Consider the following 20,675-nt stretch of genomic DNA (forward strand, 5'->3'; position numbering starts at 1 on the left):
ACGGCACCGCCCACATCAAATAAGGAGCGTTTCCCCTGCGGGAGACGCTCCTTCTTCTATTTGCAGCGATGCCCTGGAGCCCGGCCGGCTTCCCGATCAAGACTTCGCCGAATCTGTCTCGGCAACGATCTCCGTAAGCACGGCCACCAGGTCGTCGAGCTTGCGGAAGCTCGTCTCGACCTCCGTGATGCGGCGTCCCTGCTCGTCAATGCTCGCCAGCATTTCTTCCACAGCGGCGGCCGACTGGTCGGTGATGCCGGAGACGGCACCCGCTTCCGCCGAGATGGCGGCCGAGGACTGGTACAGGCCCATCATTTGATTGTTCACTTCATGGGAGCTGCCAAGCAGGTTCGCGGCATGGGCGTGGATCGTCTCGAAGAGGACGGCAAAATCGTCCGCGGCCTGACTTACGTCCACCATGCCTTTCTGCCCGAGCTCGGCATGTCTTGCCACCTGTTCGCTGTACGTGCGGATATCGCTAAGAATGGCTGCGATCTCCTGCGTGGACTTCTGCGAGTGTTCGGCAAGCTTGCGGACTTCGCTCGATACGACGGCGAAGCCTTTGCCGTGTTCCCCGGCACGCGCCGCCTCGATGGCTGCATTGAGGGCCAGAAGGTTCGTCTGGTTGGCGATGTCGTTGATTACGCTGAGGATGCTCTCGATATGCCGGTTGCGTTCCTGCAGCTGGCTCATCAAGCTTACCGTGTGGCCTACGGCGCCCGATACTTCCTGGATGGCCGAGCGGATCCCACTTATGCGTTCTTCACCGGTCTTGGTTTCTTTCTCCGTGCGCACGGACAGGGTCTCCATCTCCGAGGAAGACGCTGCGGCGGATTCTACGCTGCCGCTCACCTGCTGGAGCGAACGGCGGATCGCGCCTACGCTGTCAGCCTGCTCCTGTACGCCGCGGGACATGTCGTTGAAGGCGCTGACGAGCTCGCGGGATACATGCCCCGTGACCTGCACATTCTCCCGGAGATGGGCGCTGAAGTCGCTTAAGTCTTGGATCGTTTGCTTGACGCGGCCCAGCAGCAGGTCATTACGGTTGCGCTCGGCAAGCATGGCCTGGGCGTTGGCGGTCTCCGACCTGCGGAATTTCTCTCCGATGAGGCTTTGCGCCAGGAGAAACGCCGTCACGGCCGCGTGAACGATGATCAGCACCACGAAGCCATCCTGGGGCAAGGACGGGAACACCGCATCGTGCTGGGCGAAAAAAGCATACAGCGTAAGGGCCAGATTCCCGAGCCCGGTCAGCAGAATCGGACGATAGTTAAAATAGAGGGCGACTACCGCATAATTGATAAACAAGGCGAGGATCCCTTCCAGTGCGGGAGCCAGCATCATAGGGAACAGCATGGACAGGAACAAACCGAGGGTCATGATGTACATGACGCTGTTTTGCCGCTCGGTCCGGTAGGTCAGATACACACAACCCCCTGCAAACACGAGGCCGGTGAGGAGAACGCTCAGAGCGACTTGGGTATGGCCCATCGCGAACTGCGGGAGAATCCCGATAATCAGGAGAATGGAATACATCTTGAGCATAAGTTTGTTGCGCGCTTGCATGGGTTGTGTTTACCGCCTTTCGAATGTTGGGTAGCTTCTAACGCTTATGCTATCTTTTTCGGCATTCCGGGGCGCCGGCATTATACATATTTTCGCAAAGGACTGGGGCAAGAAGTTGCAAACATGCAGAATTGTCTTCTTGCGGAGAGCCGGGCGGTTGTAGTATGAATGAAGCATGCGGTGAAAAAAGGGAGCGGTTGGTTCATGAAACGGAGGATCTATAAAGGGCAGCTGGCCAAAGGCAGGGAGAGCGAAGGGCTCGCCAGTCTGCGGGAAAGCAATGGAGCGCACCGCCTGGTGTCCGGCGGCACGCTGATGACTGCGGCTGCGTTTCATTGGGAGGGCAGCGTATACCTTTATTACGAATGCACAGCGGAAGATGTGGCACCGGAGGAGCTGGCGGGGGAAGCCGGCCGCGATCTCATGGACTGGCCCGGCGGTGGAGAGCCGCGAAAGTGGGTGCCGATGATCGATGTATTCCACTTCAACGAGCCGGTATCGCGGGATCATTGGCTGCGCAAGACGCCGGTGGAGCAGAGAGTAGGGCGGGTCGCCCATCTGCGGCCGGAGATGATGAGCAGCTATATCTACTATCACTACCAGCTGCAGGAGGAGCGGGCTTTCCTCGGGAACAAGTACGAGATCATCGCCATGCATGAGAATCAGCTCTTCGGCTACCAGGAGTTCCCTAAGGTCGTGGAAGAGCCGCTCAGTCCCCGCAAGCTCCAAACCTCGGGTACCCCCGAGAATTGGGAAGACTCCCGGATGGATCTGCACTTCCAGCCTTGGCCCGACGGGCACCTGTATTTTAAGCCGATCGAAACGGTGTTCGCTTATTATGCGGGAGACAGCAAAGCATAGGAGGGATACAGTTCACGGTACTTTTGGCATCTGGTTGGATGACGAAGGTACTAAGATCAAAGAGATAGCAGTTTGCATCCCTAAAGCAAGGTCGATATTTGTGGAAAAATGCGTAAAAAGTACTATACATTTCGAAGATCAGGTGTTATAATCCTATCAAGATAGTGCCTTAACGAACAAAAAAATAAATATCCGACAAAGGCAAAACTGGTGAAAATCAGTGACGCAAAGCTACAGGGGCTACAGTCTTAGGACCATGCCAGCCAGTTGCCGGTTGAAAGTAAGTTATTTGTGAAACTGCAAATAGGCTTATCCGGCTCAATGGATAAGTCTATTTTTCGTTCCGCTAAGGATATCCTTTAAATCATTTAGAGGTGATCCCGATGAAGAGAACATGGAAAATTGCAGTTTCTTCCTTGCTTACGATAAATCTGCTTGCCGCATCTTCCTTCGCTGACTTTAGTAGTTCGACCGCCATGGCTGCCGCCGCAGCCAAATCTTCCGTTACCAAAAGTTCGAACAAGAAGGAACAGAAGACAGTTACGCTGAAGGAAGCGGCTCAAGCGAAAGGAAAGCATATCGGTGTAGCGACGCAAAGCTGGCTGGTCAACAATAGCGGCTATGCTGCCGTGCTCAACCAAGAGTTCGATACGATCACGCCGGAGTACCAAATGAAGATGGGTGTGATTCAGAAGCAAAAAGGAATCTACAACTTCAGCGAAGCCGATGCGCTGGTGGACTTCGCGCAGAAGAACAATAAAATCGTAAGAGGCCATACACTGGTATGGCACAGCTCCCTTCCTTCCTGGGTGGAGAACGGCAAATTTACAAGAGAAGAATGGATCGCCATCCTCAAAGACCACATCACGAAGACCGTTCAGCACTTCAAAGGTAAGGTTTACGGATGGGACGTAGTGAATGAAGCCTTCTGGCAGAACGGACAGTACCGTCCGACCGTCTGGTACAATAATATCGGACCGGAGTACATCGAGATGGCGTTCCGTTTTGCACATGAAGCGGACCCGCAGGCAAAGCTGTATTACAACGACTTCAGCTCCGAAGTGAAGAATGAAAAGTCCGACGCGATCTACAAGATGTTGAAGGATCTGAAGAGCAAAGGGGTACCGATCGACGGGATCGGATTCCAGACGCACCTGACGATTGATGGCCTGAATTACAATGACATGAAAACCAACTTCCAGCGCTTCGCGGCACTCGGGCTTGACACGGATATTACGGAGATGGATCTGGTAACCCACACGTTCAAAGGGACGATGGAACAGAAGATGAATGCTGCCGCAGAGGTATACAGCAGCGTCATGAAAGTGGCGCTCAGCCTGCCAAGCTGCAAATTCTTTATCGCTTGGGGGCTGAACGATAGCCAAAGCTGGCTGAATGAAGATACCGGCTTCAGCGAGTTCCCGCTGCTGTTTGACGATTCCTTCGGGAAGAAACCGGCTTACAATGCGGTTATGGAGCAGCTTAGAAAATAATAGAACAAAAGAGAATGAAGACCGGCAGATCATGTCGGTCTTTTTTATTGGTCCTATGAAAATAAGGTTGAAAATTAGATCGAAAGGTAATATAATCTGAGAGAAAGATCGTGGATATAGTTCTAATGTACTACTAGCACAGCGTCCGGGAGGAAACCTTGTGTTCACTATAAAGATGAAAAAAACATCCATACTCTCCATACTGTTATTCACCTGCTCTCTGACAGCAGCTACAGGTGCACTGGCATCCGATGCCAGCCGTGCTCCCCAGGCTGATACCATTGCGGTCTACAGCGATCATGACCGGGTGCTTCAGTCGGTAAGGGTCAGCAGTGTTGAGGCTGGTGATACGGTTACCGTATACGATGCCGAGGAAGAAGGGCGGGTTCTCGGTACTTCCCTGGTTCCTGCGGGCGAGCTGAGTGTGGATGTTGAGGTTTCCGAGCCTAGCCGGACCGCGTTGAATGTATATGTGAGTGTAACACAGCCGGGAAAAGCGGAAAGTGCCAGAACAGACAAGGAGACCGTCGCTGCTTTTGCTCCGGCCATGGAGGCCGTTGAAATCAATAGTTCGAATGCCCATGCGGGAGATTCGGTCAAAGTGACTCTGGATCTTGCTGAAGATCAGGCGGTTTCCTCCGTGACCCTCCTGTATGCCGTTGAGTCCAAGAGCGGTAGACTGACAGAGCAGCAGGTGGTCTTGGTCAAGAATGATGAGACCGGAACGTATGAAGGTTTGTTCGCGGTAGATTCCCTGACGCGCACAGGAGAATGGCACGTACAGCAGATCTCCTTCCAGAGCGAACGGGGAGAGAGGTTTGTCATTTCGGACACCCATGGAGAGGAGTGGGTTAGCGGCACTACGGAACATATGAATCTGGAAGACTTGAATATTACCATAAAATAAGCGTTCTGCATCAGATATAAGCTCCTTGCAGTCGGCCCTCACCTGTGTCTGCTTTTCGTATACATAGCGGGGGCTTTTTCATGGAAAGTTTCCTCTCCTCGCCTAAAAAGCAATCCCCTTATTGAAAAATAATTCTAAAGATATGATTAAAATTATTGCACGAACTCTACCACTTCTATAAAATGAAGAAAAAAACGGCCCTTTTCGACAAAATTCTCCCTCATCTCTCATTTCTCAAATCATCTACATACCAATCTACCCATTCTGAGCTAAGGAGATTCGCATGCACAAATTTAATAAGAGTTCTTACGTCCATCTCGAAATGTTGTTTTTCGACATTATCGGGCTGATCTTTTCGTTCGTCATGTCGTACTTTATAACGAACGCTGTGACCTTGCTTCACCCCATGGGATCTTATGTTTGGCTGCTCGTTATCTATGTACCGATCTTTTTCTTCTCAATGTCTCTCTCCAACATGTACCATAAGCTGACATTCAATTATTATGATCGAATCGTCCGCAATGTATTTAAGGCCTCCTTCCTATCAGCATTGTTTGTAGCCGCCATGATATTTTATACGAATGATGAGCTGGATTACAGCCGTATGTTCTACTCGATCTTCATGCTCAGCGCGTTCGTTATAACGGTTGTTCAGCGGATTGCGGTTTATCGCTCTAAAGGCAGTGCCGTCAAGAACGGAGTGAAGAAGACAATCATCATCGGGGTGCCGAGCGTCATCCATAAGTTTGAGTATTTTATTACGAAAACCAACGTGAAGATGGACCTTGCCGGATACATTCAGGTCGAGAGTGATGAGGAGGAGCTTGAGGCACCGACGCTGGGCAGGTTAGACGAGCTGGAAGAGATTCTGAAGCGCCATGTCGTCGATGAAGTGATCTTTGCAGTTGGAGATCAGCATATTGCCAAGGTGGAAGGTGCAGTCGCCCTCTGTGAGGATATGGGGATTACGACGCGTCTTGTGCTCAATATTTACAATCTCAATATTTCCAAAACGCACTTTACGGCCGTTGGCACCCTACCCATGCTGACTCTGCACACCGTCAGCTTGAATGTGGTTGAGCTCATGATGAAGCGGACGCTCGATATCCTCGGGGCGCTCGTTGGACTGTTCATCACGGGTCTTGCGTCCCTGGTCATTGTCCCCCTGATCAAGCTCGATTCCCCCGGCCCCATACTCTTTGCCCAAGATCGCGTCGGTGTCAACGGCCGGGTGTTCAAGATCTATAAATTCCGTTCGATGTACCTGGATGCGGAAGAACGCAAGAAAGAGCTTATGAAGCAGAACAAGGTGCAGGGCGGATTTATGTTTAAGATGGATGATGATCCGCGCATTACTCCCATGGGAAGCTTCCTCCGGAAGACAAGTTTGGACGAACTGCCCCAGTTCCTGAACATTCTCAAGGGTGAAATGAGTCTGGTGGGCACACGGCCCCCGACGGTCGATGAAGTCAGCCGCTATAAGACTCACCATTATAGAAGAATCAGCATCAAGCCAGGGTTGACAGGCATGTGGCAGATCAAGGGCCGGAGCGAGGTCACAAATTTCGACCAGGTGGTTCAGCTCGATACTGCGTATATCGATCAGTGGTCCGTATGGCTTGATATCAAAATCATCTTTAGAACCATTATTGTTGTACTGACCAGCAAAGGGGCGTACTAAATCCATTTACCCTGCTTCATTCCATATTAGAGAGAATCTTAAAGGAGAGAGTTCATTGAAGATCAAGAAGGCCATTATTCCCGCAGCAGGACTTGGGACCCGCTTCCTGCCTGCCACCAAAGCCATGCCGAAGGAAATGCTTCCGATCGTGGACAAGCCGACGATCCAATACATTGTAGAGGAGGCTGTTGCCTCAGGTATTGAGGATATCATCATCGTAACAGGCAAAGGTAAGCGGGCGATCGAGGATCATTTCGATAACTATTTTGAACTTGAAGCCAATCTGCAGGAGAAGGGCAAGCTGGATCTGCTTGCCGAAGTCCGCCGTCCGACCTCTATGGCGAATATCCATTATATTCGGCAGAAGGAGCCCAAAGGATTAGGACATGCCATCTGGTGTGCACGGAAGTTTATCGGTGATGAGCCGTTTGCCGTCCTGCTGGGAGATGACATTGTTGTCTCCGAGAAACCCTGCCTGCAGCAGATGATCGAAGTCTTCGATACTTACCGGGTATCCGTGCTGGGCGTTCAGAATGTGGAACCGGAGACCGTGTCCCGATACGGGATCGTAGACGGCATGCAGCTCGAGGATCGCGTTACCCGTGTAACCCGGCTCGTCGAGAAGCCGAAGCGCGAGGAAGCCCCGTCGACTCAGGCGATCCTCGGACGGTATATTTTAACACCGCGGATTTTCGATGTGCTCGAGAATCAGGATACGGGGGCAGGCGGAGAAATTCAACTCACAGATGCGATAGCAACGCTGAACCGTATGGAAGCCGTCTATGCTTACGAGTTCGAAGGCACGCGGTATGATGTGGGAGAGAAGCTTGGTTTTATCCAGACGATGCTGGATTTCTCCCTGCAGCGGCCGGATCTGCGTGATGATGTTCTGGCTTACATGCAGAAGATCGTGGAACAGGCCACCCAAGTGAAGTAAAGATTCGCTTTGCAGTACGCAGAGAAAGATAAAGCGGCTGCAAGTGATTATATTTTAGCAGGATGAGGGAATTCGTGTGAATGTGGCCTACAACAAAGCGGCCGTTGCCGTGATTCTACTAGCTGCAGTCTTGGGGGCCTGCAGCTGGAACACCGGACATACTCCGGGGGCGCCTGAATCCAAACCGCAAACCGTGGAAAGAACTGCGGTGACGGAAACTGCCGCAGTTCCGGAGCAGGTGAACAGCCCGCGGAAGGAGTTTATTTTTGTTGAAAAAAATGAAGTCGAAAGCATCAAACGCCGGTTGGCGGAACAGGATCCAGCTCTGCTGTCCGGTCTTCAATATCTAACGAAACAGGCGGATAAGGCCCTTGGTTTAACCCCTCCTTCGGTGATGGATAAGTTGGGTATTGCCCCGACAGGGGATAAGCATGACTATTGGAGTTTAACGCCTCACAGCTGGCCGGATCCTTCCATGCCGGGGGGGCTGCCTTACAAAGAGATTCCTGAAGCGGTCAACCCCCAATTCATGTCCGGAGACTATGATAAAGCGGCTCTTTCTAAGATGACCGAGGCCGTGAACACCTTGTCCCTTGCTTATTACTATACGGGAGACGAACGCTACGCCCGGCATGCTTCCTCGTTTCTGAAGATCTGGTTCCTGTATCCCGAGACCCGGATGAATCCGAACCTGGATTTCGGGCAGACCTTCCCCGGCCGGAACGGGGGAGGCAATATTATTGATGCGGCCCTCCTGATTCATCTTCCGGACAGCCTGCTGATGCTGGAAGGATCTCCTTCCTGGACGCAGCAGGATGACGAGGGGATTCGAGAGTGGATTAGGCAGTTTGCCGAGTGGATGATGAGCAGTGAGGTCGGCCGGAAGGGAAAGAGCGCCGCGAATAACCACAGTACCTGGTTTGATGTGGAATACATAACCTTCCTGCTGGCTACTGGACAGAACCAAGCGGCTTTCCACCATTTGCAGGATCACTCGATGAGACTGATCGACCTGCAAATCGACAGCGAAGGCCGAATGCCGAATGAGCTGAACGGGCCGAAGGCCTTCCATCATTCGCTCTATAACCTGAAGGCCTTCTCTTTATTGGCTGCAGCGGCAGAGCACGTCGGAGTTGACTTGTGGCATTACCAGGGGAACCGGGGACAGAGTCTGAATGCAGCTTACGGCAATATGGCAGAATACCTGCTTGGCAAACCTTGGCCTTATTCAGGAAGCGTGGATGAACTGAAATCGGAAGTGATGAGCGGGATGATCGCTGCCGGAAGCATATACGATACGCCGGCTATACGAAGCGCTGCCGAGCTGCTGAGAGATAAAGCAGGCTTTAAACTTCAGATCTATGGGGTAAGAGGGTTTTGAAATATCAATAGAGGTTTCTGGAATATCAATAAAGGAAAGGAGGATCGATTATGAAATTAGCCGGAATGAAGAGAGCGGTTAAGGAGTGGGGAACGCGCTTGTTCTATTATTCTGGCGCTTATCACATCATCAATCGCCTGCTTGGACGCGGCGGTTTGTATATCGTGGGATATCACCGTTTGTCTGAGAATTTACCGGATGATCAAGTGCATGTCCTGGCGGTAACCCGACAGAACTTTGAGGATCATCTCCGTTTTTACGGTAAATATTTTGAACTGATATCCATGGATGAGGTCGAGCCGCTTCTAAGGCAAGGTAAACTGATCAAAGATTACATGGCGGTTACCTTTGATGATGGTTACAGGGACAATTATACGCTGGGGCATGATTTGTTCCGCAAGTACGATATCGTGCCGACCATCTACCTGACGGCGGGGCCAATCGACCGAAGGCACGTGTTATGGACCGATGTAATTGATGCCATTGTGGCTTCCTTCCATGGTCCGGAGATTCAGCTGAAGCTTGTGGATCTCTCAGGGACGTTCCCCCTGTCCACTCCGGCAGAGAGAACCCTGTTATGCGAAGCGATCAAGAATGAGATCAAGCGGTATGACGAGCAGTACAAGAGAGCTGCGATCGAGGAGCTAATCCGTTTGTTCGATGCTAAGCTGACACTGGATGATTCTTTGATTATCGATTGGAGCGAGGTACAGGAGCTGGCCGAATCGGGTGTGATTATGGGCAGCCACACCGTGAACCACCCCACTTTGAGTAAGATTGTGCATGAAGATGCAGTGCAGGAAGTAACGGAGTCACGGAGGCTTATCGAAGAGCGGCTGGGCCGAACAGTAAAGCATTTTGCTTATCCGTACGGTAAGCGGGAGGACTACACGCCGGCACTGAAAGAGAGTCTATCCCAATTATATACCACATCCGTCACGGCGATCAGCGGGGTAAACCGGCCGGGTCAGGATTTGCACGAGCTAAAGAGGGTTATTGTAGAAAACATCAGCGTACATCAGCTCCGAGTCCGACTGTTGAAGCAAAAGATCAGTAGTCCTCTCAAAACTAGTTGAAAGGTTTGTAGCTATGAGGACCATTGATAAGTATCTAAAGAGTCGGCTCTTACGAAATATGGGTATCGTGTTCTCTGAAAGTATCGCGACCAAAGCATTGAATTTTATTGTGATTCTTCTGCTGTCGAGACATTTGGGAGCGGGGGATTATGGAAAGTACTCGTACATTTTTGTAGCGGTAGCCTTTTGCAGTGCATTTTTTGACTTTGGAATGGAAAACACGGCCGTGCGTTTCTCTGCGAAGGACAAAGACAACCTGAACCGTATCTTTGGTGTCTACTTTGTGGTTAAGCTGGCGATCATGCTTCTGTTTGTGCTTTCGCTTGTCCTATTCGGAAATGAGATCTTCACGCTTCTCGGTCAGCAGGAGATCGCCCAATATATTCCTTATCTCATTATCGGTTTTATCGGAGAGTCCCTGTTATTTGTGAATGATACGTACCTGCAGGCAGTTCAGCGTTTTCAGCTGCGCGCACTCATCAATATTTCCAGATATGCTGTGTTGGTGACGGCCGTGCTCCTGCTTTTCTTTAATGGAATGCTCTTGCTGAAGTACACTTTCCTGCTGTATCTCATTCCGGTGCTCTTCTCCCTTCAGTTTCTCCCGAAGTATGCTGTTCTGCTCAAAAGCGTGTGGATGCAGCGTTTATCTGCCGTCCAGCTGAAGGAAATGTTTCATTATGAGAAGTGGATGGTGCTCGTCTCGATTCCCAACAATACGCTGGGCCGGATCGATTTCTTTATGATCTCCCTGTGGGTTTCTTATGAACAAATCGGAATCTATAATGCGGCCTTCCAGCTTTCTTCCATCGTCGCTTTTCTCCCCTTTGCACTCAGCAAGGTAATGCTGCCCAAAATGTCGGAGCTTGACGAAAACAAGGTTATGGACTATACGAGTAAGGTCATGAAGGCTATGGTCGTGGTTTCCTTGTTCATGATCTGCTGTATTCCCTTGGTGCAGGTGGTTGTTCCTTGGATTATGGGGGAGGAGTATCTCGCTTCCATCCCGGTCCTTCAGGTTATGCTGCTTTCCGCCATCCTGGCAACAGCTGTTACACCAATCGAGCAGGCTGTGTTCTCTCTTGGCAAACCGGGATTTATCACGATCGGAAAGTATATTCAGATTGCTGCCATTATTGTACTAATCTATGTAACGGTTCCTCATTATGGTGTCGTATGGGCAGCCATCTGTGTGGCGGCGGCAAGATTGCTTTACGGAGTCATTCTGATGTTGATGTATTCCAATTATAAAAAGAACCGCCTGCATTCGCAGACAGCATGAAAACAAAACAGAGAAAGGAGGGTATTTATGGCTTTGAAAGATTCGCCCGTCCGTGTGCTTCATTTAATCTCCTCCTTTGAGATGGGAGGGGCAGAGAAGCTCTTGCTCGATCTGCTGGTGGAGAGCAAAAACTCAAATACGGCCGATTTTGTCGTAGTCGTCATGAACGATCTTGTGAACGAAGCTATGAAGAAGGAACTGCTGGAGACAGGACGTCCGGTGTATTTTCTGAATAGGCCCCCATCCCACAAGCATCCGAAGTATTTATTTCAGCTGCTCGGAATTGTGCGCAGGCACCGGATTCAGCTGATCCATTCCCATACCTACGGAAGCAAAGTTTGGGCGGTCCTCTGCAAGGCGGTTATGCCGCGGTTGAAGGTTGCATTTACCATCCATGACATGTCGGTCGTTCGCAGCTTGTCTCCGCTGCACATCCTGCTTCACCGCAAGATCATCAACCGCAACGTGGCGATCTCCGAGTCCGTGCTGGTGGATGCCGTACAGCGTGGAGTAGACAACTGCGTGAGAATCTATAACGGCATCAAAATCTCGAGTTTTCTGCATTACAGGAAACAGGACTACTCCCGCATGGCTGCGAAAAGCATCCGTCTGGTGAACGTAGCCCGAATTACGCACCGGAAGAAAGGCCAGGACCTGCTTATCCGTGCAGTGAAGGAGTGCAAGGAGCGAGGCTTGAACGTATCCTGCTCCTTTGTTGGCGGCGTCTACGATTATGACCGTGAGTCGTTTGATTATCTGACCGGGCTTGTTAGTGAACTGGGGCTGCAGGAGGAGATCCGGTTCCTCGGGAACCGCCAAGACGTGAACCGGCTGCTGGCCGACTATGACGTATTTGTTCTGCCTTCCCGCTTTGAAGGCCTCGGGTTGGTTGTGCTTGAGGCTATGGCAGCTGGCGTTCCCGTGATAGCCTCGAATATAGACGGACCGGCAGAGCTGATCCAGGATGGCGTCAACGGGTATCTCTTCGAGAGCGACAATGCTTCGAGTCTCGCGGACAAGATTCTTCTGGCTGCCGGGAACCCGCAGGAAGTCGAACGCATGGCGGAGCGAGCGCTGGAGCACAGCCGGAATTTCGATATTTCCGTCATGATGGAAGCGTATGTGTCGCTTTACGAAGAACTCGTCTTTAATCCAAGAAGAAGTAAGCAGGGATAATATGACAACGACCCAAATCAAAACCTACTCCATCATTCTCGGGCTTCCCCTTCTTTGCGGAGCGGCGTTCGCTGTGCTGCTGAACACCCATTTTTACGTCTACTTGATCTACATTCTGCTGGGCTTCGTCTTTTATCTGTTAATGAAGCTGCTGGGGAAGGAATCGTCGTTTGCCTTTTGGATTCCTTTGTTCATCGTTGCGCTTGTTGCCGTGGGCCGATTCTTTCTCCTGGACTTCTATGATCATAACGGGTTGAATCCATTCAAGATTCATCCCTTCGTTGTAGCGTGGCTCATTGCGTTCTCTTTAACCCTGCTGGAGGATCTGCTTCAACGGAATGTGAAGTTCGATAAGGTGGTTATTACCAGTGTGCTTGTCATAGGAGTATTCTTCCTGGTTACGTTCCTGTTCCGGGGATTCAGCGGATTCTCCATGCTGATCCACAACTATATCGCTCCCATCAGCTTCTTCCTGTACTTCTATTACCAGAAGTCGAAAGTGGATGCGACCAAAGTGCAGCGGATTGTCAGGGTTCTGATCTGGATTGCGGTCATCATCGGAGTCATCGGGATCCTCGAATATATGGTGGAATCCAATCCGCTGCAGAACATCTATGACGAAGAAACGCCGACCTGGCTGGACTCGACCTTCAGGGACGGATACCGGATCAAGACCATCATCGGGCATCCACTGGACAACGGGCTGTTCTTTCTCTTTTCGATGATGATCGTTCAGCTGAATATCAAGAGTGCGAAGGTCAAATATCCGCTGCTCCTGCTGTTCGCCGTGGATCTTCTTCTGACCGGGTCCCGCAGCTTCTTCATCATCTCGTTTCTGGTATTCTTCTACAGCAAGGATATGTTCTCGGGAGGGCTGAAGTCGCTGAAGCAGTCTTCGTTGGCACTGGTGCTCTCCGCGGTGATTGGTCTGGTTACCCTGGCCACCCCGCTCGGCACAACATTCCTGAACCGGGTGGGCAGTGCAGGAGATTCTTCGGAGGCAAGATGGATCCTCCTCGATTATTTTACGAAGCATGTCTTCTCGTTCCAAATGCTGGGTCTGGGGGGGGCGACCGAAACAATCACACTGGTCGATCAGTTCAATAATCCGGTGTATCTGGAGAATCCCTGGGTCATCCTCTTTTTTGACGTAGGATATCTGATCCTCCTGTATATCTTCTTGCTGTATCTGATTCTCCGCAGGGTACAGGGCACGTTCCTTGTTCTGGTGATGCTGCTCGCCCTGTCGGGATACAACTCCTTCGGAGTGAGGAACAACGCGAATTTCTTCTTGTTCTACCTTCTGGCATACGGCTATGTTCTCGCCCAAGAGCAGCCTGATGCCCGGAAGCTTAAGGAAGCGTAACGGAGAGTGAACGACAGATGAAAATCATGACAGTAGCCAATGCCAAGACAGTGAAAGGTGGGATCACCTCTGTTGTTAATTCGTTAATCGAAGGGATCACCGCGGCTCATCCAGGGTTTACGATGGACCGGCACGCTTCCTATATCGATTCCGTCCATCCGCTTCTCCGAATCGTATATTCGCTTTGGGCGATGCTTCTGCTGTTGGTCAAGCTTCCGTTCTATAAGATCTTCCATCTTCATTCTGCAGCGGACGGCAGCTTTTACCGCAAAGCCTTATATACCTTTCTGCTGAGGCTATTCGGACGAAAAGTCATCTTTCATATTCACGGGTCAAGTTTTCAGGAGTTCCATGACCGAAGCGAATTTAATGCATGGCTGATTCGCCGGACGCTGAGTCGCTCGAACGGTATCATCGTCCTGTCCGATCAGATGAAAGGGCTGGTGCAATCGTACAGCAGCAACAAGAAGATCTGGATTCTGCCGAACCCCATTCAGGTTCCCGCGGCATGGAGCGCAGCCGGTGAAGGTGAGGACAGGCCGGTGCATCTGCTGTTCATGGGAGAGATCGGGCCAAGAAAAGGGATTTACGATCTGGTGGAGGCACTGTCCCGGCTGGATCAGTCCACAAGGCAGCGAACGCTTCTACACGTATGCGGCAATCATGAGATCGAGAAGCTGAAGAAGCTTATTGAAGAAAAGCAGTTAACGGATACCTGCATCGTCCACGGCTGGATCGACGGGGAGACGAAAGCGGCCATGCTGAAGAATGCCGATGTCTATATTCTTCCTTCTTATCAGGAGGGACTGCCGGTATCGATTCTGGAAGCGATGGCTTATGAACTGCCGATTATCAGTACGAATGTGGGAGGTATCCCGGAAGTTGTTCTTAATAACGAAAACGGATTTGTCATTACGCCGGGGGATATTGAGGCTCTGGGCCGCGCGGTAACCCGGTTGACGGAGGACGCAGAACTGCGCCACCGGTTTGGTCAAAAGAGCCGTTCGCTTGTAGCGCCCCATGATTTGGGGCTCGTTGTAGAAGAGCTTCATCAAATTTATAAATCGGTGGCATCCGGGTAGGCGGCTGCCCGCCCGAAAGGAGTCTTATCAGTGTGTGGAATTGCCGGCTTTTGTACCGCTGACGCGAATCAGGCCCGTCCTGAGATTCTGCAGGCGATGATCGAGGAAATTCATCACCGGGGGCCAGACAATGATGGAATCCGCTTCTATCCAGGTGACCAGCAAGAGGTAATCGGCCTCGGACATAAGAGGCTGAGCATTATTGATCTCAGTGACAATGGTAAACAGCCCATGGATTCGGTCAGTGGGAATACATCGATTGTTTTTAACGGAGAGATCTATAATTACCACACCATAAGAAGCGAGCTGGAAGCGGAAGGCTGGACCTTTCGGACGGGAACCGATACGGAAGCCATCCTGAACTTGTATGAAAAGTATGGTGAAGGCTGTCTCCGCCATCTCAACGGCATGTTCGCCTTCGCCATTTACGATCACCGGAAGAAACAGCTGTTCATCGCCAGAGACCGGTTTGGGGTAAGGCCTCTGTATTATTCGCTGCAGGGGGGGGACGGACTGGCGTTCGCTTCCGAGCTCAAGGCCCTGTGGAAATTCCCGGGCGTGAAGAAAGAAGTGCGGTTCGAGGCGCTCTATCAATATGCCCGGAAGCGCTACGTGGATCATCCCGATACGATCTTCGAGGGTATTGAGAAGCTGAAGCCGGGCCACTACCTGATCTATAAGGAAGGCAGGGCGGAGCTTAAAGAATACTGGGATATCGATAATTTCGAGGAGCTCCCCCTGTCATTCGATGAGGCGGTGGAGGAGCTCGATGCGCTCCTGCTGGATTCGATCCGGCTTCGGATGATCAGCGACGTTCCGGTGGGAGCCTTCCTGAGCGGCGGCCTGGATTCGAGCCTGATTGTAGCCATGATGGCGATGCACAACGCGAAGCCGATCAAGACTTACTCCGTCGGGTTCGAGAACGAGAAGTACAGCGAGCTGGGCTTTGCCCGCCAGGTGGCCGAGCAGTTTGGGACCGACCATACGGAGCTTAAGGTGAGCGCACGGGACTTCATGCAGCACCTGTACCAGGCGGTAACGTACCGGGATGCGCCGCTCTCGGAGTCGGCGGACGTGCCGATGTACATGTTATCCCGGATGGCCAAGAAAGATGTTAGCGTCATCCTGACCGGGGAAGGGAGCGATGAACTCTTCGCCGGCTATCCCAAGTATGCGTATGACGGTTTCGCCAAGGCTCCGTGGTTCCGTGGTCTGCTCAAGAATCCGCTCGCAGCCGCGGCGATTAACTCGCTTCCCTACTCTGCGCGTAAAGCCAAGCTCGCTTACCATACCTTATGCATTGACGATGACCGGCAGCGGTACGGGCGCTGGTTCTCATCCATCGGGGAAGAGGCGGCACGCACGGTGTTCACCCGGGAGTTCCAGGAACATTACCTCGGAAGCAGGGAAGAGTGGCAGCCTTCCGTGCTCAAGGGAACAACCAACTTAAACCGGATGCAGTATCAGGATGTGAAGTACTGGCTCTCGGACAACCTGCTCGAGAGAGGCGACCGGATGATGATGGCCGCCTCGGTGGAGGGGCGGCTTCCGTTCCTCGATTACCGAGTGGGAGAGTTCGCTTTTCGTTTGCCGGAGCACTACAGGATTCGGGGAATGGAACGCAAGTACATCGTCAAGAAGCTCGCGGAGAGGTATCTGCCGAAGGAACTCATTTACCGCAAGAAGATTGGCTTCTACGTACCGGTGGGGGATTGGTTCAGAAATGAGCTTAAGGACTACGTAGGCGAGCATCTCCTATCGGACACCTTCCGCAGCAGGGGGATTTTCGAGGCAGGGAAAGTGGAGGAGATGTTCTCCGCCCACAGCCGGGGCCTCGTCAATTATGAGAAAGAGCTGTGGACGCTGCTGAATTTGGAAATATGGTTTAGGGCCTGTATAGACTAGATTGATGCCTGGGGTGACAAACATGAAAATTGCTCTGGCCTGCTCGGTAGGCGGACACTTTACTCAAATGAGACAGCTTGAAAAAATGTACAAGCGGTTCGACCACTTCTTCATCACGGAAGACACGCTGATGACACGCGAGTTTGCGGAGAAGGAGAGAATTTACTTTCTCCGGCTCATCAACCGCAAAAAGTGGAATTTCCTTTATCTGTTTCTGGTGAACCTGCTCCTGTCGGTGCAGTGTCTGCTGAAGGAAAGGCCGGACGTGATTATTTGCACCGGCGCGCTGAGCTCGATTCCATTCTGCGTCATCGGCAAGATGCTCGGGATCAAACTGATCTTCATCGAGAGCTTCGCGAAGATGGACACGCCGACGATGACAGGGAAGCTCATGTACAAGTTTGCCGACTTGTTCATCGTGCAGTGGGAGAAGATGCTGGAGCATTATCCGAAGGCTGTATATGGGGGGAGCATCTATTGATACTGGTCTCGCTTGGTACTCAGGATTTTCCGTTCAACCGTCTGCTTGAGAAGATCGATGAATTGATCGAGGAAAAAGTGATTCAGGAAGAAGTTATTGCCCAGACCGGCTATTCAAGCTATGTGCCGCGGCATTTCAAATATACGAAATTTACGACGTTCGACGAGTTCGAAGAACTGCTGGACCAGTGCCGCATCCTCATCACGCATGGGGGAACGGGCACGATCGTCGGCGGGCTCCGAAAGAAGAAACGGATCATCGCGGTTCCCCGTCTGAAGAAGTACGCGGAGCATGTGGATGATCACCAGACTGAGATTATCAACCTGTTCTCAGATAAGAACTTCATTATCGGTCTGGAGGATGTAAGCGAGCTGGAGCAGGCGCTCCAGGCGATCGAGACCTTCGAACCGATAGACTACGTCAGCGGCAACCAGAAGATCGTCAGCCTGATCGATAATTTCCTCGGCCGGACGGGTGCGTAAGACTAACTAAACCAGGGGTGCGAAATGCAGAAAATTGCTGTTGTAGGAACCGGCTACGTAGGTCTTGTTACCGGTACATGCTTGTCCGACTTTGGTCTCGAGACGATCTGCGTGGATATTGACGAGACGAAAATCAAGAATCTCAAAGAAGGCCATATTCCCATCTATGAACCGGGTCTGGAAGAAATGGTAACGCGCAATATCCAGTACCGCCGCCTTGATTTTACGACGGATATTCAGTCCGCCGTAGAGCAGGCCGAGGTTATTTTCATTGCCGTCGGGACGCCGGCTCGGGAAGACGGAAGCGCCGACCTAAAGTATGTGCTCACCGTGGCCGAGCAGATTGCCCGCAGCATGAACGGCTACAAGGTGATCGTGAACAAGAGTACCGTACCGGTCGGCACAGGCCAGAAGGTTAAAGAAGTGGTTCAGAAGGTGCTGGACGAAACCGGCAAGTCCTTCGAATTCGACGTGGTCTCGAACCCGGAGTTTCTGCGTGAGGGCAATGCGCTGCATGACTTCACGCATCCGGACAAAGTGGTGGTGGGCACGGAGTCGCAGCGGGCGAAGGATATCATGAAGCAGGTGTACCGCGTGCTGTACCTGAACGAGACGCCGTTCATCTTCACCAATATCGAAACGGCAGAGATGATCAAATATGCGAACAACGCCTTCCTGGCCGTCAAGATTTCGTTCATCAACGAAATCGCCAACCTGTGCGAGAAGGTCGGCGCGAATGTGCAGCAGCTCGCTCAGGCGATTGGGAAGGATGGAAGAATCGGTTCCAAGTTCCTGCACGCTGGGCCGGGTTACGGGGGAAGCTGCTTCCCGAAGGACACACTGGCGCTGGCCCACATCGGGCGGGCGTATGATTCCCCGGTACGGCTGGTGGAGGCAACTATCGAGGTGAACGAGAGACAGAAGCGGAACATGGTGCAGAAGATCGAAGCCGCCTACGATGACGGGCTTGCCGGCAAGAAGCTGGCGATCCTCGGGCTGACCTTCAAACCGAAGACCGACGATATGAGAGACGCTCCTTCGCTTACCATCATCAGTGAGCTCGAGAAGCGAGGCGTCTCCTTCCGGGTGTATGATCCGGCAGGAATGGAAGAGGGCAGATGGAGACTCGAAGGGGTCCGAGGCATTGAGTTCTGCACGGATGAATACTCGGCCATGGAGGGCTGCGACGGAGTCGTCATCGTAACGGAATGGCATCAATTCCGGAATCTGGATCTGAAGCGGGTCCAGGAGCTGCTGGTCCGCCCCAACTTCTTTGATCTTCGCAATATATACGATAAGGCCGAAATGGCTAACCAAGGATTCGAGTATTACGGTGTCGGCGTTTAAGCCGTATAAATGGAGGAGCCAATGGAACTGTCCGAATTAATAAGTATCGTCCTCAGAAGAATATGGATCCTGCTGATCGCCGTATTGATCTGCGTGGGTGCCGCCGCATACGTCAGTTATTTTCATATGGAGAAAGAGTATGAGGCCTCTGCATCGATGTACGTGCTGAAGTCGAACAAAACCCCTTCGAACAATCTCTATCAAGAGCTGCTCGCAGGCTCGAGTCTTGTTAAAGATTACAAGGAACTGATTAAATCCAAGTCGGTCCTGAAGCAGGTGAAAGATCAGCTGGAACGCAGCCACACCTGGGCTGCACAGATGACGGTGGAGGAGCTCGGCCAAAAGCTTGAGATTTCGAATAAAAACGACACCCATATTCTTGTCGCTACGGCAAAGGACGCCAGCGCTGAGCGTGCCGCCGTCATTGCCAATCAGGTAGCGGTGGCGTTCATCGAGTATTCGCGGCAGATTACCGTAGATGAGAGCGTACAGCTTATCGATGCGGCGGAAGCAGCCGATGCGCCGGCCCAGCCGAAGCCATTGATCAATATGGCGGTTGCCGCCGTGGTCGGTGGTCTTGTGGGACTGCTGGCCATCTTCCTGCAGGTTCAGTCGCAGAGAAGCGGAACGGCCAGAAGGGGCAAAAAGCCGCTGGAATTCAGCTGATCGCGAGAACTTTCTTTTATGAACGACAAGAGCCTGTCCCCACCTGATTTGGTGGCGGCAGGCTTTTCGTATGGAGGCTTTGCTGCGGCTCTGTTATAATGGACAACAAAAACTTCTTTCGCTGGCGGAAGAAATTGGTTATCAGAGGTGACCCATGAAAGCTTATTTGGAACTGCTCGAAGATATATTGGAACATGGCGTCAGCAAAGAGGACCGCACCGGTACGGGGACCGTGTCCGTGTTCGGCCGGCAGCTCCGCTTCAATCTGGCGGAGGGCTTCCCGCTGCTGACTACCAAGAAAATGCACATCAAGTCGATCCTGCATGAGCTCTTGTGGTTTCTGAGCGGGGATACGAATATCAACTATCTGAAGGAGAATGGCGTCACGATCTGGGATGAGTGGGCGGACGAGAACGGCGATCTCGGACCGGTCTACGGCTCCCAGTGGCGTTCCTGGCCTGCACCGGACGGCCGCAGCATCGATCAGATTACGGCTGTGGTTGAGGCGCTCAAGAAGAATCCGGATTCGCGCCGCCATCTGGTGAGTGCCTGGAACCCCGCCGAAGTGGATCGGATGGCGCTGCCGCCGTGCCATTATGCCTTCCAGTTCTACACAGCAGGCGGGAAGCTCTCCTGCATGTTCCAGATGCGTTCGGTAGACACGTTTCTGGGGCTGCCGTTCAATATCGCGAGCTACGCTTTCCTGACGCACATGGTAGCCCAGCAGTGCGGTCTGGAGGTTGGCGAGCTGATTTGGACCGGAGGCGACGTGCACATCTACTCCAACCACTTGGAACAGGTAAAGCTGCAGCTGACCCGCGAGCCGTATCCGTCACCGCAGCTCGTTATCAAGCGCAAGCCGGATTCCATTCTGGATTACCGCTTTGAGGATTTCGAGATCACCGGTTACCAGAGCCATCCAGCCATCAAGGCGCCGATCGCGGTGTAGACGTTCGGGCCGAAGGGCGCAGCTCATTAGGGTCGGA

18 protein-coding genes and 1 riboswitch are annotated in these 20,675 nt (G+C 52.1%); of the genes, 17 read left to right on the forward strand and 1 reads right to left on the reverse strand.

Annotated features, from left to right (window positions below; genetic code table 11):
* Window positions 1-96: 96 nt before the first annotated feature.
* On the reverse strand, window positions 97-1,545 hold the full coding sequence (locus tag ACP26L_RS04690) for a methyl-accepting chemotaxis protein (protein ID WP_426451410.1): 1,449 nt from the start codon (window positions 1,543-1,545) through the stop codon (window positions 97-99).
* 225 nt (window positions 1,546-1,770) lie between these two features.
* Here ACP26L_RS04690 and ACP26L_RS04695 point away from each other — a divergent pair, with 225 nt between their 5' ends.
* The 17 genes from ACP26L_RS04695 (at window position 1,771) to thyA (ending at window position 20,638) form a co-directional block, all read left to right on the forward strand.
* Complete coding sequence (locus ACP26L_RS04695) at window positions 1,771-2,427, forward strand: hypothetical protein (RefSeq protein WP_426451411.1); 657 nt, start codon at window positions 1,771-1,773, stop codon at window positions 2,425-2,427.
* A 190-nt stretch (window positions 2,428-2,617) separates the two neighbouring features.
* Window positions 2,618-2,702, forward strand: a riboswitch (cyclic di-GMP riboswitch).
* 141 nt (window positions 2,703-2,843) lie between these two features.
* On the forward strand, window positions 2,844-3,920 hold the full coding sequence (locus ACP26L_RS04700) for an endo-1,4-beta-xylanase (RefSeq protein ID WP_426451412.1): 1,077 nt from the start codon (window positions 2,844-2,846) through the stop codon (window positions 3,918-3,920).
* A gap of 160 nt (window positions 3,921-4,080) precedes the next feature.
* A complete protein-coding gene (locus ACP26L_RS04705; protein ID WP_426451413.1) occupies window positions 4,081-4,827 on the forward strand; it encodes a hypothetical protein in 747 nt (248 codons plus the stop codon).
* A 283-nt stretch (window positions 4,828-5,110) separates the two neighbouring features.
* A complete protein-coding gene (locus ACP26L_RS04710; RefSeq protein ID WP_426451414.1) occupies window positions 5,111-6,508 on the forward strand; it encodes a sugar transferase in 1,398 nt (465 codons plus the stop codon).
* 55 nt (window positions 6,509-6,563) lie between these two features.
* Window positions 6,564-7,445 (forward strand): UTP--glucose-1-phosphate uridylyltransferase GalU, encoded by an 882-nt coding sequence (galU, locus tag ACP26L_RS04715; protein WP_426451415.1) that lies wholly within the window; start codon window positions 6,564-6,566, stop codon window positions 7,443-7,445.
* 394 nt (window positions 7,446-7,839) lie between these two features.
* Window positions 7,840-8,826, forward strand: a complete 987-nt coding sequence (locus tag ACP26L_RS04720; protein WP_426454821.1) for an alginate lyase family protein — start codon at window positions 7,840-7,842, stop codon at window positions 8,824-8,826.
* Window positions 8,827-8,876: 50 nt separating this feature from the next.
* Entirely contained in the window at window positions 8,877-9,902 is a 1,026-nt protein-coding gene (locus ACP26L_RS04725) for a polysaccharide deacetylase family protein (RefSeq protein WP_426451416.1), read from the forward strand.
* 58 nt (window positions 9,903-9,960) lie between these two features.
* Window positions 9,961-11,184 carry a lipopolysaccharide biosynthesis protein gene (locus ACP26L_RS04730; RefSeq protein ID WP_426451417.1) on the forward strand — a complete coding sequence of 408 codons (1,224 nt, stop codon included), beginning with the start codon at window positions 9,961-9,963 and terminating at the stop codon, window positions 11,182-11,184.
* Between the two features lie 27 nt (window positions 11,185-11,211).
* Window positions 11,212-12,360 carry a glycosyltransferase gene (locus tag ACP26L_RS04735; protein WP_426451418.1) on the forward strand — a complete coding sequence of 383 codons (1,149 nt, stop codon included), beginning with the start codon at window positions 11,212-11,214 and terminating at the stop codon, window positions 12,358-12,360.
* 1 nt (window position 12,361) lies between these two features.
* The gene (locus ACP26L_RS04740; RefSeq protein WP_426451419.1) at window positions 12,362-13,726 is read left to right on the forward strand and encodes a hypothetical protein; all 1,365 of its coding nucleotides are present in this window, start codon (window positions 12,362-12,364) and stop codon (window positions 13,724-13,726) included.
* A gap of 17 nt (window positions 13,727-13,743) precedes the next feature.
* Window positions 13,744-14,808, forward strand: coding sequence for a glycosyltransferase family 4 protein (locus tag ACP26L_RS04745; protein ID WP_426451420.1), 1,065 nt, complete (start codon window positions 13,744-13,746; stop codon window positions 14,806-14,808).
* A 30-nt stretch (window positions 14,809-14,838) separates the two neighbouring features.
* Window positions 14,839-16,713 (forward strand): asparagine synthase (glutamine-hydrolyzing), encoded by a 1,875-nt coding sequence (asnB, locus tag ACP26L_RS04750; protein WP_426451421.1) that lies wholly within the window; start codon window positions 14,839-14,841, stop codon window positions 16,711-16,713.
* A gap of 22 nt (window positions 16,714-16,735) precedes the next feature.
* Entirely contained in the window at window positions 16,736-17,194 is a 459-nt protein-coding gene (gene pssD / locus ACP26L_RS04755; RefSeq protein WP_426451422.1) for a PssD/Cps14F family polysaccharide biosynthesis glycosyltransferase, read from the forward strand.
* Window positions 17,191-17,676 (forward strand): PssE/Cps14G family polysaccharide biosynthesis glycosyltransferase, encoded by a 486-nt coding sequence (gene pssE, locus ACP26L_RS04760; RefSeq protein ID WP_426451423.1) that lies wholly within the window; start codon window positions 17,191-17,193, stop codon window positions 17,674-17,676. The genes pssD and pssE overlap by 4 nt, the downstream gene beginning before the upstream one ends.
* A 24-nt stretch (window positions 17,677-17,700) precedes the next feature.
* The gene (locus ACP26L_RS04765) at window positions 17,701-19,023 is read left to right on the forward strand and encodes a UDP-glucose dehydrogenase family protein (RefSeq protein ID WP_426451424.1); all 1,323 of its coding nucleotides are present in this window, start codon (window positions 17,701-17,703) and stop codon (window positions 19,021-19,023) included.
* A 21-nt stretch (window positions 19,024-19,044) separates the two neighbouring features.
* The gene (locus ACP26L_RS04770) at window positions 19,045-19,689 is read left to right on the forward strand and encodes a YveK family protein (protein ID WP_426451425.1); all 645 of its coding nucleotides are present in this window, start codon (window positions 19,045-19,047) and stop codon (window positions 19,687-19,689) included.
* Window positions 19,690-19,843: 154 nt separating this feature from the next.
* Window positions 19,844-20,638 carry a thymidylate synthase gene (gene thyA / locus ACP26L_RS04775; RefSeq protein WP_426451426.1) on the forward strand — a complete coding sequence of 265 codons (795 nt, stop codon included), beginning with the start codon at window positions 19,844-19,846 and terminating at the stop codon, window positions 20,636-20,638.
* The last annotated feature ends 37 nt before the right edge of the window (window positions 20,639-20,675 follow it).

Source organism: Paenibacillus sp. S-38 (assembly GCF_049942825.1).
In the GTDB taxonomy this organism is placed as follows: domain Bacteria; phylum Bacillota; class Bacilli; order Paenibacillales; family NBRC-103111; genus Paenibacillus_G.

What these genes read in the sequence shown, in the direction of transcription:
- ACP26L_RS04690 (WP_426451410.1), bottom strand. Translation starts at nt 1,545, where the DNA reads ATGCTCAAGATGTATTCCATTCTCCTGATTATCGGGATTCTCCCGCAG.
- ACP26L_RS04695 (WP_426451411.1), top strand. Translation starts at nt 1,771, where the DNA reads ATGAAACGGAGGATCTATAAAGGGCAGCTGGCCAAAGGCAGGGAGAGC.
- ACP26L_RS04710 (WP_426451414.1), top strand. Translation starts at nt 5,111, where the DNA reads ATGCACAAATTTAATAAGAGTTCTTACGTCCATCTCGAAATGTTGTTT.
- ACP26L_RS04720 (WP_426454821.1), top strand. Translation starts at nt 7,840, where the DNA reads ATGGATAAGTTGGGTATTGCCCCGACAGGGGATAAGCATGACTATTGG.
- ACP26L_RS04725 (WP_426451416.1), top strand. Translation starts at nt 8,877, where the DNA reads ATGAAATTAGCCGGAATGAAGAGAGCGGTTAAGGAGTGGGGAACGCGC.
- ACP26L_RS04730 (WP_426451417.1), top strand. Translation starts at nt 9,961, where the DNA reads ATGGGTATCGTGTTCTCTGAAAGTATCGCGACCAAAGCATTGAATTTT.
- ACP26L_RS04735 (WP_426451418.1), top strand. Translation starts at nt 11,212, where the DNA reads ATGGCTTTGAAAGATTCGCCCGTCCGTGTGCTTCATTTAATCTCCTCC.
- ACP26L_RS04740 (WP_426451419.1), top strand. Translation starts at nt 12,362, where the DNA reads ATGACAACGACCCAAATCAAAACCTACTCCATCATTCTCGGGCTTCCC.
- ACP26L_RS04745 (WP_426451420.1), top strand. Translation starts at nt 13,744, where the DNA reads ATGAAAATCATGACAGTAGCCAATGCCAAGACAGTGAAAGGTGGGATC.
- pssD (WP_426451422.1), top strand. Translation starts at nt 16,736, where the DNA reads ATGAAAATTGCTCTGGCCTGCTCGGTAGGCGGACACTTTACTCAAATG.
- ACP26L_RS04765 (WP_426451424.1), top strand. Translation starts at nt 17,701, where the DNA reads ATGCAGAAAATTGCTGTTGTAGGAACCGGCTACGTAGGTCTTGTTACC.
- ACP26L_RS04770 (WP_426451425.1), top strand. Translation starts at nt 19,045, where the DNA reads ATGGAACTGTCCGAATTAATAAGTATCGTCCTCAGAAGAATATGGATC.
- thyA (WP_426451426.1), top strand. Translation starts at nt 19,844, where the DNA reads ATGAAAGCTTATTTGGAACTGCTCGAAGATATATTGGAACATGGCGTC.